At 70.5% G+C, this 16088-nt stretch carries 13 protein-coding genes; 1 reads left to right on the forward strand and 12 read right to left on the reverse strand.

Features of this window, described 5'->3' with window-relative positions:
- Position 1: 1 nt before the first annotated feature.
- Positions 2–3901 (forward strand): DNA-directed RNA polymerase subunit beta', encoded by a 3900-nt coding sequence (locus ABZX75_RS12875; protein ID WP_355410200.1) that lies wholly within the window; start codon positions 2–4, stop codon positions 3899–3901.
- Between the two features lie 128 nt (positions 3902–4029).
- Here the strand turns inward: ABZX75_RS12875 and ABZX75_RS12880 are convergent, their stop codons facing one another.
- From ABZX75_RS12880 to ABZX75_RS12935, 12 genes are all read right to left on the reverse strand, one after another.
- Positions 4030–5151: a tetrahydrofolate dehydrogenase/cyclohydrolase catalytic domain-containing protein gene (locus tag ABZX75_RS12880; protein WP_355410201.1), complete on the reverse strand. Its 1122-nt coding sequence runs from the start codon at positions 5149–5151 to the stop codon at positions 4030–4032.
- Complete coding sequence (locus ABZX75_RS12885) at positions 5148–5591, reverse strand: hypothetical protein (protein WP_355410202.1); 444 nt, start codon at positions 5589–5591, stop codon at positions 5148–5150. Before ABZX75_RS12885 ends, ABZX75_RS12880 begins: the two co-directional genes overlap by 4 nt.
- A 14-nt stretch (positions 5592–5605) precedes the next feature.
- Complete coding sequence (locus tag ABZX75_RS12890; RefSeq protein WP_355410203.1) at positions 5606–6955, reverse strand: hypothetical protein; 1350 nt, start codon at positions 6953–6955, stop codon at positions 5606–5608.
- A 43-nt stretch (positions 6956–6998) separates the two neighbouring features.
- Positions 6999–7379 carry a DUF4913 domain-containing protein gene (locus tag ABZX75_RS12895; RefSeq protein WP_355410204.1) on the reverse strand — a complete coding sequence of 127 codons (381 nt, stop codon included), beginning with the start codon at positions 7377–7379 and terminating at the stop codon, positions 6999–7001.
- Positions 7376–9142, reverse strand: coding sequence for a TraM recognition domain-containing protein (locus ABZX75_RS12900; protein WP_355410205.1), 1767 nt, complete (start codon positions 9140–9142; stop codon positions 7376–7378). Before ABZX75_RS12900 ends, ABZX75_RS12895 begins: the two co-directional genes overlap by 4 nt.
- A complete protein-coding gene (locus ABZX75_RS12905; protein WP_355410366.1) occupies positions 9139–10545 on the reverse strand; it encodes an ATP/GTP-binding protein in 1407 nt (468 codons plus the stop codon). The genes ABZX75_RS12900 and ABZX75_RS12905 overlap by 4 nt, the downstream gene beginning before the upstream one ends.
- Before the next feature lie 101 nt (positions 10546–10646).
- Entirely contained in the window at positions 10647–12140 is a 1494-nt protein-coding gene (locus ABZX75_RS12910; protein ID WP_355410206.1) for an SCO6880 family protein, read from the reverse strand.
- A 57-nt stretch (positions 12141–12197) separates the two neighbouring features.
- Entirely contained in the window at positions 12198–13259 is a 1062-nt protein-coding gene (locus ABZX75_RS12915) for a zeta toxin family protein (RefSeq protein WP_355410207.1), read from the reverse strand.
- The gene (locus ABZX75_RS12920) at positions 13256–13501 is read right to left on the reverse strand and encodes a hypothetical protein (protein WP_355410208.1); all 246 of its coding nucleotides are present in this window, start codon (positions 13499–13501) and stop codon (positions 13256–13258) included. The genes ABZX75_RS12915 and ABZX75_RS12920 overlap by 4 nt, the downstream gene beginning before the upstream one ends.
- A gap of 21 nt (positions 13502–13522) precedes the next feature.
- On the reverse strand, positions 13523–14593 hold the full coding sequence (locus tag ABZX75_RS12925; protein WP_355410209.1) for a zeta toxin family protein: 1071 nt from the start codon (positions 14591–14593) through the stop codon (positions 13523–13525).
- Entirely contained in the window at positions 14590–14835 is a 246-nt protein-coding gene (locus ABZX75_RS12930; protein ID WP_355410210.1) for a hypothetical protein, read from the reverse strand. The genes ABZX75_RS12925 and ABZX75_RS12930 overlap by 4 nt, the downstream gene beginning before the upstream one ends.
- 69 nt (positions 14836–14904) lie before the next feature.
- Positions 14905–16086, reverse strand: coding sequence for a hypothetical protein (locus tag ABZX75_RS12935; RefSeq protein WP_355410211.1), 1182 nt, complete (start codon positions 16084–16086; stop codon positions 14905–14907).
- Positions 16087–16088 lie beyond the last annotated feature (2 nt).

Raw genomic sequence — 16088 nt, forward strand, 5'->3', positions numbered from 1 at the left:
AGTGCTCGACGTCAACTTCTTCGACGAGCTGCGGATCGGCCTTGCCACCGCGGACGACATCCGAACCTGGTCCCACGGCGAGGTCAAGAAGCCGGAGACCATCAACTACCGCACCCTCAAGCCCGAGAAGGACGGACTCTTCTGCGAGAAGATCTTCGGTCCGACCCGGGACTGGGAGTGCTACTGCGGCAAGTACAAGCGTGTCCGCTTCAAGGGCATCATCTGTGAGCGTTGTGGCGTCGAAGTCACGCGCGCCAAGGTGCGCCGCGAGCGGATGGGCCACATCGAGCTTGCCGCTCCCGTCACCCACATCTGGTACTTCAAGGGCGTCCCGTCGCGCCTGGGCTACCTGCTGGACCTCGCGCCGAAGGACCTCGAAAAGGTCATCTACTTCGCCGCGTACATGATCACGTTCGTCGACGACGAGCGCCGCACCCGCGACCTCCCGTCGCTGGAGGCGCACGTCTCCGTCGAGCGCCAGCAGATCGAGAACCGCCGTGACGCGGACCTCGAAGGCCGTGCCAAGAAGCTCGAGACCGACCTGGCCGAGCTTGAGGCCGAGGGCGCGAAGGCCGACGTACGCCGCAAGGTGCGCGAAGGTGCCGAGCGTGAGATGAAGCAGCTCCGTGACCGCGCCCAGCGCGAGATCGACCGCCTCGACGAGGTGTGGGCCCGCTTCAAGAACCTCAAGGTCCAGGACCTCGAGGGCGACGAGCTGCTCTACCGCGAGCTGCGTGACCGCTTCGGCACGTACTTCGACGGTTGCATGGGCGCCGCGGCGCTGCAGAAGCGCCTGGAGTCCTTCGACCTCGAGGAGGAGGCCGAGCGCCTCCGCGAGATCATCCGTACCGGCAAGGGCCAGAAGAAGACCCGCGCGCTCAAGCGCCTCAAGGTCGTCTCCGCGTTCCTGCAGACCAGCAACAAGCCCAAGGGCATGGTTCTGGACTGCGTGCCGGTGATCCCGCCGGACCTGCGTCCGATGGTGCAGCTGGACGGTGGCCGCTTCGCGACCTCCGACCTGAACGACCTGTACCGCCGCGTGATCAACCGCAACAACCGTCTGAAGCGTCTGCTCGACCTCGGTGCCCCCGAGATCATCGTGAACAACGAGAAGCGGATGCTCCAGGAGGCGGTCGACGCCCTCTTCGACAACGGCCGTCGTGGTCGCCCGGTCACGGGCCCCGGCAACCGTCCGCTGAAGTCCCTCAGCGACATGCTGAAGGGCAAGCAGGGCCGATTCCGTCAGAACCTTCTCGGTAAGCGTGTGGACTACTCCGCGCGTTCCGTGATCGTCGTCGGTCCGCAGCTGAAGCTGCACCAGTGTGGTCTGCCCAAGGCCATGGCGCTGGAGCTCTTCAAGCCGTTTGTGATGAAGCGCCTGGTCGACCTGAACCACGCGCAGAACATCAAGTCGGCGAAGCGCATGGTCGAGCGCGGCCGTACGGTCGTCTACGACGTGCTCGAAGAGGTCATCGCCGAGCACCCGGTGCTGCTGAACCGTGCGCCCACGCTGCACCGCCTCGGCATCCAGGCCTTCGAGCCCCAGCTGGTCGAAGGCAAGGCCATCCAGATCCACCCGCTCGTCTGCACCGCGTTCAACGCGGACTTCGACGGTGACCAGATGGCCGTGCACCTGCCGCTCTCCGCGGAGGCGCAGGCCGAGGCCCGCATCCTGATGCTGTCCTCGAACAACATCCTCAAGCCGGCCGACGGCCGTCCGGTCACGATGCCGACCCAGGACATGGTCCTCGGTCTGTTCTTCCTGACCACCGACGGTGAACTCCGTGACACCAAGGGCGAGGGCCGCGCGTTCGGCTCGACGGCCGAGGCGACCATGGCGTTCGACAACGGCGAGCTCGCGCTCCAGTCGTCCGTCGACATCCGCTTCCCGGTGGGCACCATCCCGCCGCGTGGCTGGGTGCCGCCGGTCGCCGAGGAGGGTGAGCAGGAGTTCCAGCCGGGCGACAGCTTCCGTCTGCGTACCACCCTGGGCCGCGCGCTCTTCAACGAGCTGCTGCCCGAGGACTACCCGTTCGTCGACTACTCGGTGGGCAAGAAGCAGCTCTCCGAGATCGTCAACGACCTGGCGGAGCGCTACCCCAAGGTCATCGTGGCGGCGACGCTCGACAACCTGAAGGCGGCCGGCTTCCACTGGGCGACCCGTTCGGGCGTCACCGTGGCCATCTCCGACGTCGTCGTGCCCGAGGCCAAGAAGGCCATCGTCAAGGGCTACGAGGAGCTGGACGAGAAGGTCCAGAAGCAGTACGAGCGCGGTCTGATCACCAAGGACGAGCGCACGCAGGAGCTCATCGCGATCTGGACCAAGGCGACCAACGAGGTTGCCGAGGCGATGAACGCGAACTTCCCCAAGACGAACCCCATCTTCATGATGGTTGACTCGGGTGCCCGAGGAAACATGATGCAGATGCGACAGATCGCCGGTATGCGTGGTCTGGTGTCGAACGCGAAGAACGAGACCATCCCGCGTCCGATCAAGGCGTCCTTCCGTGAGGGCCTCACCGTTCTGGAGTACTTCATCTCCACGCACGGTGCCCGTAAGGGTCTCGCCGACACCGCCCTGCGTACCGCCGACTCGGGTTACCTGACCCGTCGTCTGGTGGACGTCTCGCAGGACGTGATCATCCGCGAGGAGGACTGCGGCACCGAGCGCGGTCTGAAGCTGAAGATCGCCGTTCGCGGCGAGGACGGCGCGCTGCGCAAGGCCGACGACGTCGAGACCTCGATCTACGCCCGCATGCTGGCCGAGGACGTCGTCATCGACGGCAAGGTCATCGCGCCGGCCAACGTCGACCTCGGTGACGTGCTCATCGACGCCCTGGTCGCCAACGGCGTCGAGGAGGTCAAGACCCGCTCGGTCCTGACCTGTGAGTCCGCGGTCGGCACCTGTGCCTTCTGCTACGGACGCTCGCTCGCCACCGGCAAGCTGGTCGACATCGGTGAGGCGGTCGGCATCATCGCCGCCCAGTCCATCGGTGAGCCCGGTACCCAGCTGACGATGCGTACCTTCCACACCGGTGGTGTGGCCGGTGACGACATCACGCAGGGTCTGCCGCGTGTCGTCGAGCTCTTCGAGGCCCGTACCCCGAAGGGTGTCGCCCCGATCTCCGAGGCCGCCGGCCGCGTGCGGATCGAGGAGACCGAGAAGACGAAGAAGATCGTCATCACGCCCGACGACGGCAGCGACGAGACGGCGTTCCCGATCTCGAAGCGCGCCAAGGTCATCGTGCACGAGGGCGACCACGTCGAGGTGGGCCAGAAGCTCACCATGGGTGCCACCAACCCGCACGACGTGCTGCGCATCCTCGGCCAGCGCGCCGTCCAGGTCCACCTGGTCGGCGAAGTCCAGAAGGTCTACAACTCGCAGGGCGTGTCGATCCACGACAAGCACATCGAGATCATCATCCGGCAGATGCTGCGCCGCGTGACGATCATCGAGTCCGGCGACGCGGAGCTCCTGCCGGGCGAGCTCGTCGAGCGGTCGAAGTTCGAGACCGAGAACCGTCGTGTGGTCACCGAGGGCGGTCACCCCGCCTCCGGCCGTCCGCAGCTGATGGGTATCACCAAGGCCTCGCTCGCCACCGAGTCGTGGCTGTCGGCGGCGTCCTTCCAGGAGACGACCAGGGTTCTGACGGACGCGGCGATCAACGCCAAGTCCGACTCCCTGATCGGCCTCAAGGAGAACGTCATCATCGGTAAGCTCATCCCGGCCGGTACGGGCCTCGCCCGCTACCGCAACATCCGGGTGGAGCCCACCGAGGAGGCCAAGGCCGCGATGTACTCGGCCGTCGGCTACGACGACATCGACTACTCGCCCTTCGGCACCGGCTCCGGCCAGGCTGTCCCGCTGGAGGACTACGACTACGGCCCGTACAACGGCTGAGTCGGACGAGAGCAGTAACCGCAGGGCGGTCACCCGGGAGGGTGGCCGCCCTGCGGCGTTGGTACGGGGTGACGCGGCGGGCCGATGGTGGGCGTCAGCGGTGTTTCACGGGGACGGGCCGCCGCGTTTCACCGGGACGGGCCGCCGCCCTGTCCGGTCCGGTGCGGGCCGGTCGCGTGCTGCTGTACGCCGGTCTGCCGGGCCGGGAGCCGGGGAGGCGCGGCGGGGTTCGCCGCGGGCCCCGCGGGAGCCCCGGCCGCCGGGCCGGCGGCGCCGCGGAGCCGGGCGGCCTGGGCCACCGTCGGCGCCGTCGCGGGCGCGGCCAGGGGAGTGCTCGGGGCGGTCCCGGCGCCGAGGGCGGCGGCCTCGAACCGGCCGCGGTCGAGGAACGGCCCCGGGGTCACCTTCCACGGGGTGACGTTCGGATCCACCTCCTGGCGGACCACGCGTTCCATCAGGGTGGCCATCTCCACCGGCCCGATGCCGCCGGGTACGGGGGTGATGTTCTGCGGGATCCCGGCCGCGTCGGGGCGTATGTCGCCCAGGACGCTGCCGTCGGCCTGCGGCACGAAGCCGGAGTCGATCACCACCCTGTGGTGGGGCTGGATGTGGTCGGGGCCCAGGATGCCCGGGTTCCCGGTGACGGAGATGACGATGTCGGCCTGCCGCACCCGGCGCAGGTCGTCGCCCTGGTCCAGGGTGATCGGGTCGTGCCCGTTCTCCCGGAGCAGGCCGACCACGCCCTGGCCGACGAAGCCCTTGCTGCCGACCACGGCGATGGTGGGACCGTCCTGCGCGAAGGGCTGCGCGACCCGGTAGATCCCCTCCGCGGTGGCGCAGGCCGCGTACGGCGAGCGGCCCTTGAGCAGGGCGTCGATGTCCTTCGAGGGATCCATCCGCTCCACCAGCGGGCGCAGGTGGGCCGGCGGCGGGAACTGCACGATGATCGCGCGGGTGGCAGCGTCCCGGCTGTACTGGTCCAGCACGGCGGCGAAGCCCGCACGGTCGACGCCGGGCGGCAGGACGACGTGGTCCGCCTGGAAGCCGAGGTGCTCGAAGGCCTTGACCTTCTGCTCCGCGGAGACCCGCGAGGCCTCCAGACGGATCTGCCAGTCGGGCGGGTCGGTCGCGGCCGGAGTGAACCGGATGATCGCGACCTTCTGTTCCCGGGGCTCGACGATCTGCCGGTAGTGCGCGTAGAGATCGCGGGCCTGGCGCAGGACGTCCCGGCCGGAGACAGGCTCGCTCACGTGCTGCGCCCCAGCGCCGCGAGTACCTCGGGCACCGGCGCCAGCGGCACCCCGCCGAGGAGCGAGGTCACCTGGTCGGCGGTGAGCGGCCGGTCGCCCTGGAGGTCGTCCTGGTATCCCTGCGCGGTCACGGAGAGTGCGAGCGCGGTGAACGTCTCGGGGCCGGAGGGGTCGTGGTAGGAGAAGTCACCGAAGTGCGCGATCCAGGTGACGGCGGCGATGTCCGCGGCCAGGCCCTCCCGGAGGAGGGGGAGCGCGGCGGCGGCCACGCCCGCGAAGTCGTCGGTGATGCCGCGGTCGTCCGGGTTGTCCGCGAGCTCGGAGACGACGGCCACGGCGTGCCGGGTGGCGGGGTCGTAGGCGGCCCGCAGGAGTGCGTGGGCGTGGCCGGCGCGGTGGTGGCGCCAGCGGACGATGGTCTGCAACTGGTGGGTCTCCATGGTCACTCCGTGGGTCAGCGGTGCTTGAGCACCGAGATGAGCAGTCCGCCTCCGGGACCGCGGGTCAGGAACACCCCGGTGTCGGCCAGGGCCCAGTGGGGGATGGTCGTGCCGGCGGGGAGGACCTTGGTGGTGCCGGTCGCGAGATCGACTTCGGCCGAGGGGTTGCCTTCCCCGCGGACCGTGCCGTACATCGTGCCCCGCTTGTCGACGGCTCGGACGAGGATCGGGTTGCGGTTCTCGTCGCCCGCGAAGCACTGCGCCTTGTTCTGCTGGAGGTCGTAGAGGACCGCGCCGTAGCCGAGGTAGCGGCCGTCGTGCGAGGCGGCGAGGCCGTAGTCGAAGACGGCCGGGTTGAAGGTGGGGATTCCGGTGTCCTCGCACAGGGTGTGCTGCAGGAGCTTGCCGGTGGTCGCGTCGTGGAGCGAGCGGACCAGCCGGCCGCCTTCGAGCGGTGACCAGTTGGCCAGAACCCGGTCGTTCCCCACGGCTTCGAGCCTTCCGTTGGCCGCCCACGACTTGTCGGGTGCGGTGTTCGCGGGGCGGTTCTCCTGGTTCTTCCACGGGCCGACCGGAGCGGTGCTCGCTTGGCCGGTCGTGGTGGTGGTCGTGGTGGTGATCCGGCCGGTGGGCAGGTCGACGGTCGCGACCATGGTGTCGCCGTAGTACTGCGAGGTCACCCGGACTCCGGTCCCGTCACCCGCGACGAGGGCCCCGCTGGGCGACTTGACCGGGACGCGCACGTCGTGCAGCGGCGCGACGTTGGCGCCTGACGCGTCGGCCGCGTAGACGGCGAGTCTGACGACCGCCTGGCCCTTGTTGACGGCGTCCTTGCCCTCGATTCCCTCCGCCCACGCGACGATGTAGTCGCGGCCGTCCTGCCGCACGGCCGTCACCGTGGGGATCTGCGGGGACGTGCGGGGGGTCTCGTGGTCGGCCAGGCTGCCCTCGTACGCCGTCATGGGCGGGTCCCACAGGGCGCTGCCCCACAGCACCTTGCCGGTCGCCGCCTCGCGCGCTTGCACCGCGAAGCCCTCTTCGCTGCCGACGAGGTAGGCCACCGTCCCCGTGGCGGGGACGACCGTGACGGCGGCGTCGGGGCTTGCGCCCGCGACCTTCTCGGGGACCCAGCCGAGCTCCTCCTGCCAGCCTGCTGCCGGCTCGTACGCGGAGGGGACGGTCAGGAGGACCTTCGGGGCCGCCGGGGTCTCGGGAGCCCCCGGGGAGGAGGGGGCAGAGCCGGCGGCCGAGGGCGGGCCGTCCTTCGGCGGGCCGCCCTTCCCGGGGCCGTCGGCGCCAGGGCCGCACCCCGAGAGGAGCGCCCCGGCCAGTACCAGCCCGGCCACCGCATGACTGTTGCGCATGTGCTCCATACCTTCCGTCACGTGCCTCGGCGGACCGGGCACGTCAGTACGTCTCGACCACCGGCGGATTCTTCGGCCGGTGGGAACCTTCCTTGCAGCCCGCGAACGGCCCGCCCGGATCACGCAGCTCGCGCATGGTGGGGCCGAGGTGATCCCGGTGCCAGACCGCGGGTCCGCTCGCCCCGGCCGCGGGGTCGGTCAGCTCCTGCCACACCAGCCACAGGCCGTGCAGCCGGGCCACCGCCTCCAGGTGCTCCCACCAGCGGGGACACCACGGTTCCGCGGAGCGGGTCTCCCGCCCGTAGACCGGCAGCAGCAGGAAGTTGACCCAGGTGGCCAGGGACCGGAGCTCCCTGTCGTACTCCTCGCCCTCCAGATAGAGGATGAACAGCGGGCCCCGGCCCTCGTCCGGAGGCGTCGTCACCGCAGTGCCTCCCGCGCCGCCCGGGCGGTGATCGCCTGGACCTCGGCCTGTGCGGCCGCCTGGATGCGCTCGGCGCCGGGCTCCTTGTACCAGGGACGCAGGCGGATCAGGGCCGGGCGGACACCGGTGGCCAGCAGCAGGGCGGTGCCCTTGGGGAGGGCGCGGATCCGGTCCGCCGGGAGGATCCGCTCCAGACGGTACGAGGTCGAACGGGAGTGGCCGTCGCGGCTCCTGGAGTGGCTGACGGTGCGCACGTCCTGCTCACCGACCAGCCGCGAGATCTTCTCCACGAAGTCGGCGTCGTCCAGGCCGGCACCGAGCAGCTTGATCGTGGACGCGCCCCAGAGGGCGTCCATGCCGGCCTCGCCCCAGACCCGTGTCCCCTGCCGGTAGCTCTGCAGGAGGGTGACGATGTTGATGCCGCGCGAGCCGAGGTGCGAGTACAGATCGGGCAGGTCGGAGATCCGGCAGACGTTCGCGGCCTCGTCGAGGACGGCGGTCATCGGAGGTTCGAGCCGGCCTCCCATCCGTTCGGCCGCCCGGACACCGGCCCGCAGGACGGAGTCCGCGACGGCGGCGATGACGCCGGCCGCCGAGCCGCCGCCGTCCTTGGACAGCAGGTAGAGGGTGTCGGTGCCCATGACGTGCTGGTCCGGCCGGAACTGCGGCAGTACCGGGTCGGGCCTGACCCAGGCGGCGATCCGCGGGTCGAGCAGGCAGGACACGCACTGGCGGGCCGTCTCGAAGATCCCGTCGCGGGTCTCCACCGCGCCCTGGATCGTGCCGCGCAGCTGCTCCGCGAGAGCGGCCATGCCCGCGTCGTGCAGCAGGTCGATCGGGGTGCGGTCGGCCGGGTCGGCGAGCCAGCCCAGTACCTCGTCGACGTGGCGGCCGCCCTTGCGGGCCGCGTGGAAGAGCGCGGTCAGGGTGTTCTGGGCCGCGGAGATCCAGAAGTCCCGCTTGGAGGCGTCGTCGTTGACCGCTGCCACGAAGTGGCCGGCCAGCCGCCGGGCGCCCTCGATGTCATCGGCGTCGGCGAGCATGTCCCACCACATGGCGCGCGGGGTGTGCGCGATGCCCTGCGGGTCGAACGTCCAGACCTGTCCCACGCGTTCGCGTTCCGCCCGGGTGACGCTGTAGACGTCGGCCTTGTTGGAGGTCAGCAGGACGCAGCCCCGGGCGCGCAGGACGCGGGGGATCGCGATGCCGGTGGACTTGCCGGCCCGGGGGGCCATCAGGTCCAACTCCACGTCCTCGTAACTGGAGCGCAGTTCGGGCCCGTTCGGCTCCAGATTGCCGAGGAGATTGCCGGTGTCGTCGGGGGAGAGCTTGCCGCCGGTGGCCTTGCGCAGGCCGGGGCGCAGCTCCAGGGCACGGGCCGCGGCGCCCTTGGGGAGCATCGGGGCGAGCTCGCGGCGCCCGGCCAGGCCGGTCGTGCGCCCGCCGCGCTTCCTGATCAGCGTGATCAGGATGACGACCAGGGCGATGACCAGCCCGAAGGCCACCGCCATCCCGGCCTGTACGGGAACTGCCGAGGCGCCGGGCCACAGGGCGGCCGGGCCGTCCTGAACGAGGGCGGAGAGCGTACCCAGTGAGAACGGGGGCGGGTTCCAGCCCGCCCCGGACGCGGCGGCGCCGAGCGTCCCGCCCAGCCACGCGGCGAGGAAGCCCAGGAGCACCACGGCCGCCACGCCCACGACGAGCCAGGGCAGGTAGTCGTCGGCGGAGCCGCCACCGCCCTTGCGGGGGGCGCGGGCCGTCACGGGCGCCCCTTCGCCTGCCGCGGCACCTCGTTGCCGGTCCAGCGGGTGTTGGTGTTGTGCAGCTGCCGCTCCGTGTCGGTGATGGCCACCTTGATCGGGATGCCGGGCCGGCCGCCGACCTTGATCAGGAAGCGGCCCCGGCCGGGCGGCTCCGAGCTGGCCTCCGGGTTGGCCCAGCCGGGCGGCGAGGACCAGGAGGAGACCAGTTCGATCTCCCGCTGCGACATGCCGATGACGCGGCCGAGGTCCTCCATCTCGGTCCGGGGCAGGCCGGCGCAGACCACCATGCCGGCGCGCTCCACGAAGCCCCGGGCCTTGGCGCGGTCGGACTCGCTGCCCAGTGCCTCGGCGTCCTTCAGGGTGTGGGTGATCTTGGCGTCGCCGAGGCCCAGCGACCGGTTGAGCCGGGTGAGCGCGTCGATCCGCTCCACGATGCCGGAAGCGGCCCGCAGCGGCCGCCACAGCTCGTCGAGGACGGTGAAGAACCAGCGCTGCGGGGCCAATCCGGCGTCCGCCAGCGCGTGGGCGGCGGCGACCGTACCGAGCCCGTCGGACCAGGCGGCCAGCATCGCGGCGGCGGTGAGCTGGGTGTCCGCCTCACCGATCCGTGAGATGTCCACGCAGACGGCGGGGGCGTTGGGGTTGATGCGGGTGGAGGTCTCCGAGGCGAAGGTGTCGCCCAGCGGACCGTCCAGGACTCCGATGAGCGAGCGGTGCAGGGGGTCGACCGCCTCCTGGTAGCGCTGCTGGTCGCCGCGGTCGAGCGTGACCGCGCGTACCCGGTCGGGCCCCTCGTCCAGCACCCTGAGGAGGTCGGGCAGGAGCGGGGGGCGGCCGGGTGTGCTGCGTTCCCGCAAGTGGTGCAAGCAGGCTGAGAGGACCGACTGCTCGTGGTCGTCCATCGGCCGGCCGCGCATGATGGTGATCAGCGCGGCCACCATGTTCAGTACGCGGCCGTGGGCCTCGGCGTTCAGTACGCGGCCGGCCTCTCCGCCGATCCGCTCCGCCGCTTCGCCCATGGCTCCGGGGTCGAGGACGTTGATGCCGCCGACACCGCGGCCGATGGAGATCACCTGGCCGCCCAGGGCCCGTACGGTGTCCGCGTAGTCGGGCTTGAGGTCACCCAGCACCAGCGGCACCACACCCGTGGCCGTCATGCCGATCAACATCCGGTTGACCAGGGTGGACTTGCCGAGGCCCGGCATGCCGAGCATGAACAGCGACGGGTTCGAGATGTACCGGGCCCGGGTGAACCAGGAGATCGGGTCCCCGCAGACCGTCGCGCCCGTGTGCAGGTGCTGGCCGAGCGGGACACCGATCATCGGCGCTCCGGAACCCGCTGCGAACGGCCACAGCCCGCACGCCTGCACGGTGGTGGCACGCCACATCGACGGCGGGTCCATGTTGGCCACCTGCCCGCCACCCGGGCCGGGCCAGCCGCGCGGAGGCGCGACCGGTATCCGGGGCGGCCGGGACGCGGCGGGCTGTTTGGGCTGCCTCTTGCTCACAGCGTCTCCCTGAGCTGGTACGGGATGAGGGTGTGCTCCCACGGCAGCAGGCCGACGGGCAGCGTGCAGGTGAAGGCGGCGGCCTGCATGCGGTCCGCCGGGCGCATCATGATGCGGGACGACGCCTGCAGGTTCCGTACGGTGATCGAGGCGTCCTGCAGTTCCTCCTCGTTGTCGACCGTGACGGTGATCATGAGGGAGAACTCCACCAGGCCGGCTCCCGAGGCCTCCTCGGCGGCCGTCTGCTCGGCGGCCCTCATCTCGGAGGCGGCACGGGCCTGGACCAGGCCCTGCCGCGATCCCGCCATGAAGTGCGCGGACCGGCGGTCGGCCTCCACGATCCGGGCGGAGGTCGCCGGGTCGATCGGGCGGTAGACCAGGGAGACGCGCTTGCGGCGGGTCCCCTGGGCGGGCTCCAGCAGACCGCGCAGCACGCTGGACCGCACCGTTCCGCGCGGTGCCAGGGTGAGCATCCAGGTGCGCGAGACCCCGGAGTCGTGCTTGTAGCCGTCCACGGTCTCCACGGCCGCGGCCGGACCGGCGTCCGCCCAGACCACGCCCGCGGTGGCCTCGTTCGCGCGGACGGTCAGCACGTCGGGCGCGATGGCGGGGTCGTACGCCACCCGGACGATCTCCGAGATCCGCTCCGCGGACAGCGGCGACGCCGAACCGCCGCCGGCCGCGACCAGCCCGGCGAGCAGGCCGGGCAGGCGCATCGAGAGGTCGGTGATGACGTCGTCGGGCTTGCGGCGCGGGCCGGGCAGGGCGCCGTAGGTGAGCGCGATGTACGTGTGCATCTCGGAGGAGGCGGACGGGTAGCGCGCCACCACCTCCTCCATCACCGCGCGGGCCGCGGCGGGCGCGGTCGGGACGATCCGCGGGAGCACCTCGGCGGTGAGCCGGGTGCCGGTGTCGGGGGCCGTCTCGACGACCACCTGCGCGCCGCGAAGTCCCGGCTCGTGGGAGAGCCGGGCCAGCCAGTCGCCCCAGGAGGCGACCCAGATGTCGACCTGCTCCGGGTCGACGAGGGAACCACCGTCGGGCTCGCAGGCGAGCACGATCGTGTAGAGGTTCCGGCCGGGGTGGTGCAGGACGCCGAACGGGCGGTCGTACGCGTCCCGGCCCTCCAGCATCTTCACGCGGGCCAGCAGCCCGGGCGGGGAGAAGTGACCGCCGGGGCGCCGCGACAGCGGTCCGGACACGTAGGTGTGCGAGCCGTTGGCCTTGCGCTTCATCCAGCCGATGCGGATCGCCACCATCTGGTAGACGTTGCGGCCGTCGGCGGTGCGCAGCGCGAGCGGGCCCAGGAACAGAGCGAGCGGTATGAGGACCGTGATCGCCGCGGAGATCGATATGAGGGAGGCGAGCAGGACGACCACGAGCCCGCCGAACGCGACGACCGTCCCGAGCAGGCCGAGCGGCCCGAGCCCTGGCCGGCGGGGGCGCCGCCAGTTTCCGTAGGTAGGCCGCGCCATGGATTCGGTGGCCATGCGTTTCCTTTCAGGGGTGTACGGGTGTTCGGTTGTTCGGGGTGCCCGGTCGGCGTGTCAGCGGGTGCGGCCGGGGGCCGGGGGCGTCTGGCGGGGGACCTGGGGGACCTGGGGGGCCGTGGTCTGGGTCGGCGTGGTGGTGCGGGCGACGGTGCCCTGGGCGGAGCGGAGGCGTCCGGCGGCGGCGATGCTCAGCCGGGTGTCGCCCTGCTGGAAGGTGGCGGCCTGATGGGGGGTAGTGGTGGGCGCCGCTTGCGGGAAGGAGCCGCGGTCGGTGGTGATGAGCGCGGTGGCGAGGCCGTTGTCCGCGAGGCGCTCGGCGTTCTCGCGGCCGATGGAGTAGCCGCGGCCGGTGGTGCTCTGCTTGTAGAGGTCCTTGATCATGGCTTCGGGGACCATGCGGCCGCCGTAGTTGTTGCTGCCTTGCTCGAACTCCTTGCGGCCCAGCTCCCAGCGGGTCCGGTTCTGCTGGAGGCAGTGTTCGAGGGGGACTTCGACGGAGAGGATGACGCGCTGGTCGTAGCCCCCCAATTCGAGGTCCTTGAGGAGGCGGGTGTTCTTGACCTCGTTCTTCAGGGTGGCGTCGTAGAGCAGGTTGTAGCCCTCGCCGCGTGCCCATCGCTCGAACTGGTCCTGCAGATCTGCGGATTCCCGGTGGATCAGCGACGCCATCTCGGAGGGGCTGAGTTCCCGCCCGAACGGCAGCCTCATCGCCTCCGCGTTCAGCTGGGGCAGTCCGCCGTGCTCAAAGATGGTCACCTTGAACTGGTCGGGGTCCAGAGCGACGTACTGGTTCAGGTCCACACCGTGCGCCTCTGCCAATGCGCGGCCGAGCTCGGTGTCCTGCCCCTGCAGCCGGGACAGGGTTCCCTGTGCCGTGCCCTTGCCTGCGCCAGGTGCCCCAGCGGTCATGAGCACAGCACGGCCATCACGGGGGAGACCCGCACAGCGCGCCTGGAATTGCTCAAGCACGGAGGCATGGAGGGAGCGTCGCTCCCGGTCCCAGCGCAGGCCGTCGTAGTACCGGGCGTACGTGTCCTGATTGCCCGGGGCCAGATCGCCGGCAGGCCCCATGCGTCGCTGCAGCTCGCGGTAGAGCTGCTCGTACCCGGATGTCATCGGCTGTCGCTGCTCCGACGGTCACAGATCGCGTCGTAGTCCTCTTCGGTGATCTCGCCGAGCAGGAAGGAGCCGTACAGGATGCTCGCTGTGTTGTCCTGATGCGAGGGCTCGATGTGGCCCTCTTCCCAGTCCGACTCCTCGAAGTCCCAGGCAGCGACCGTGGCGATCATTTCCTCGCGGGGGATCTCGCCCGCGGCGTAGCGCTTGAGGTAGGCGAGCAGAGAGGGCTTCTCTGTCATCGGTGTTCCTTTCCTGCGGGCCTAGCGGGTGGGGCCGGGGCCGGGCTGCTGGTGAGGGATGTGGGGTGGCTGCGGGGCGGGCTGTTGGCGGGTGGGGCGGTTGGCGGGTGGGGTGGCGGTGCCCGTGGTGGAGCGGAGGCGGCCGGCGGAGGCTATGCGCATCTGGGTGTCGCCCTGCTGGAAGGCGGGCGCCTGGGCCAGTACGCCGGTGGCCGCGAGCGCCGGGGCGGGGAACGCGCCGCGGTCGGAGGTGATCAGGCCGGTGGCGAGGCCTCGGTCGGCGAGCTTCTCGGCGTTCTCACGGCCGATGGAGTGGCCGCTTCCGGTGGTGGTCTTCGCGTAGAGGGCGTGGATCATCTGGTCGGGGGACATGCGCCCGCCGTAGTTGTCTTTGCCCTGTTCGTAGGCGAGGCGGCCCTTGTACCAGCGGTCGGCGTTCTGGGCGAGGGACTGTTCGAGGGGGACCTCGACGGAGAGGATGACGCGCTGGCTGTACTTCTCGTCGCGGAGATCCGTCAGAAGCTTGGCGCTGCCTGTCTCGTTCGCGAGGGTGGCGTCGTAGAGGAGGTTGTAGCCCTCCCGACGCGCCCAGGTCTCGAACCGGTCGCGTAGCTGGGAGGCTTCCCTGTGGAGCAGTCCGGACAGTTCGGCCGGGGCGAGTTCGCGTCCGTAGGGCAGAGCCATGGACCGGGGGTCCAGCTGAGGGAGCCCGCCGCTTTCGAAGAGGGCACGCTTGAATTCGTCGGGATCCAGGACGACGTAGTCCTTGAGGTCCAGGCCGTGGGCGGCCGCCAGGTGACGGCCAAGTTCGGAGTCCTGGTTCTGCCATGCGTCGAGGTTGCGCTGGGAGGTGCTCTTGCCGGAGCCGGGTGCGCCGGCTGTCATGAGGACGGCGTGCCCACCGCGAGGGCGGTGGGCGTTGTCGGCCTTGAAGCGCTCCAGGACGGCGCTTTGCATATGCCGTCGGGTCCGATCCCACTCACCGTCGTGCGTGAACACGGCGAGGCTGTCCCGTGAGCCGGGCGAGAGGTCGCCTCCACGGGCCATGCGCCGCTGTAACTCCTGGTAGACCTGCCGGTATTCGTCGTTCATGTGTTACGGGCCCTGCGCCGACGGTGGATCTCCTCGTATTCCTCGTCCGTGATGTCTCCGAGGAAGATCGCGCCCGAGAGCACGCTGAAGGTGTTGTCCTGGTGGATGGGCTCGATGACGAGCTCGTCCCAGATCTCTTCCTCGAAGTCCCATGCGGCCACGGTGTTGAGCATCTCTTCGCGGGGGATCTCGCCGGCGGCGTAGCGCTTGAGGTAGGCGCGCAGGGAGGGCTTCTCGGTCATCGGTGTTCCTTTCGTACGGGCGACAGTGCGCGGGAAACGGGGACGCGCGGCCGCGCGTCCCCGCCGCCGTTACTGGTTGTGGCCCTTCATACCGTCGTTGTCGTCCAGCGAGCCGCCGATTTCCTTGGCCGCGTTGAGGCCGGCCTGGGCGACCACTGCCGCGGCCTGGACCGCGATGGCCGCCGGGCCGGCTGCCGCTGCGGCTGCGGAGGCTCCGCCGGCCGCCGCGCCGCCGCCGGCGCCACCCGCCGAGGAACCCGCACCGACCGAGGGGGAACCGGCGGGGCCCTGTGCGCCGCCACTGGCTCCGCCTCCGCCTCCTCCGCCGCCACCTCCTCCACCAGCGCTGCCACCGGCGATGCTGATCGCGCCGCTGGCGATGCTGTTGGCGAAGTTCATGGCCACGGTCCCGCCCGAGGTGCTGCCCAGTGCCGCGGTCGCCGGGACGATCAGCTTGAGCAGGGCGGGCAGGGCGAAGACGGAGAGAACGAGCATCCCCATGCCGGCGAGGGTGAGGTCGAGCTTTTCGCGGCCCTGGGTCATGGCCGTGGCGGAGTAGATGATCAGCGCGGCGGCCGGCTTGTAGAGCAGCCAGGCCGTGAGCCAGCCGATGTGCTTCTTCCACCAGCCGTCACCCCAGCCCGTCATCGAGGACGCGGCGGCGATGGGGAGGGTGCCGATGAGCATGATCAGCACGCCCAGCCTGATGTACATCAGGATGATCTGCACGAAGCTGGCCAGCATGACGAGCAGGCCGAAGATCAGGATCAGGCCCGGGCTGGACAGGGCGGTCACGCCGAGCAGTGTCTCGGCGTTCTCGCCCAGATTGGCCTTCCGGTACACCTCTTGCGCATAGGCATCGGATGCCCTGTAGAGCGCGACGGCGACGGCGGGGGCCGCGGTGGAGACGAGGATGACCTTCCACATGCCCATGAAGGCCTGCTGCATGGGCTGGCCCTTGCGCTCGTAGGCCATCCGGATCGCCGCGACGAGAATGGACGCGACGGCTATGTAGCCGACGATCCAGCTCGTCTCGCCGAGGATGGTGTTGAGACCGGAGCCCTTTTCGGGGTTGAGGCTGTCTCCGTCGCCGACCTTGAGCCAGACGCCGTTCAGAGACTTGAGCACCTCCGACGCGGCTTTGCCTATGGCGTTCGCGAAGGCGGTGACCGCTCCGTCGGCCACGGCGCTGCCGACCTTCTCGGCGCCCTTGCCCAGGCAGTCACCGGGGTGGATTATGCAGTCCTTCACGT

The sequence above is a fragment of the Streptomyces sp. NPDC003038 genome, from assembly GCF_040611115.1.
Taxonomy (GTDB): Bacteria; Actinomycetota; Actinomycetes; order Streptomycetales; family Streptomycetaceae; genus Streptomyces.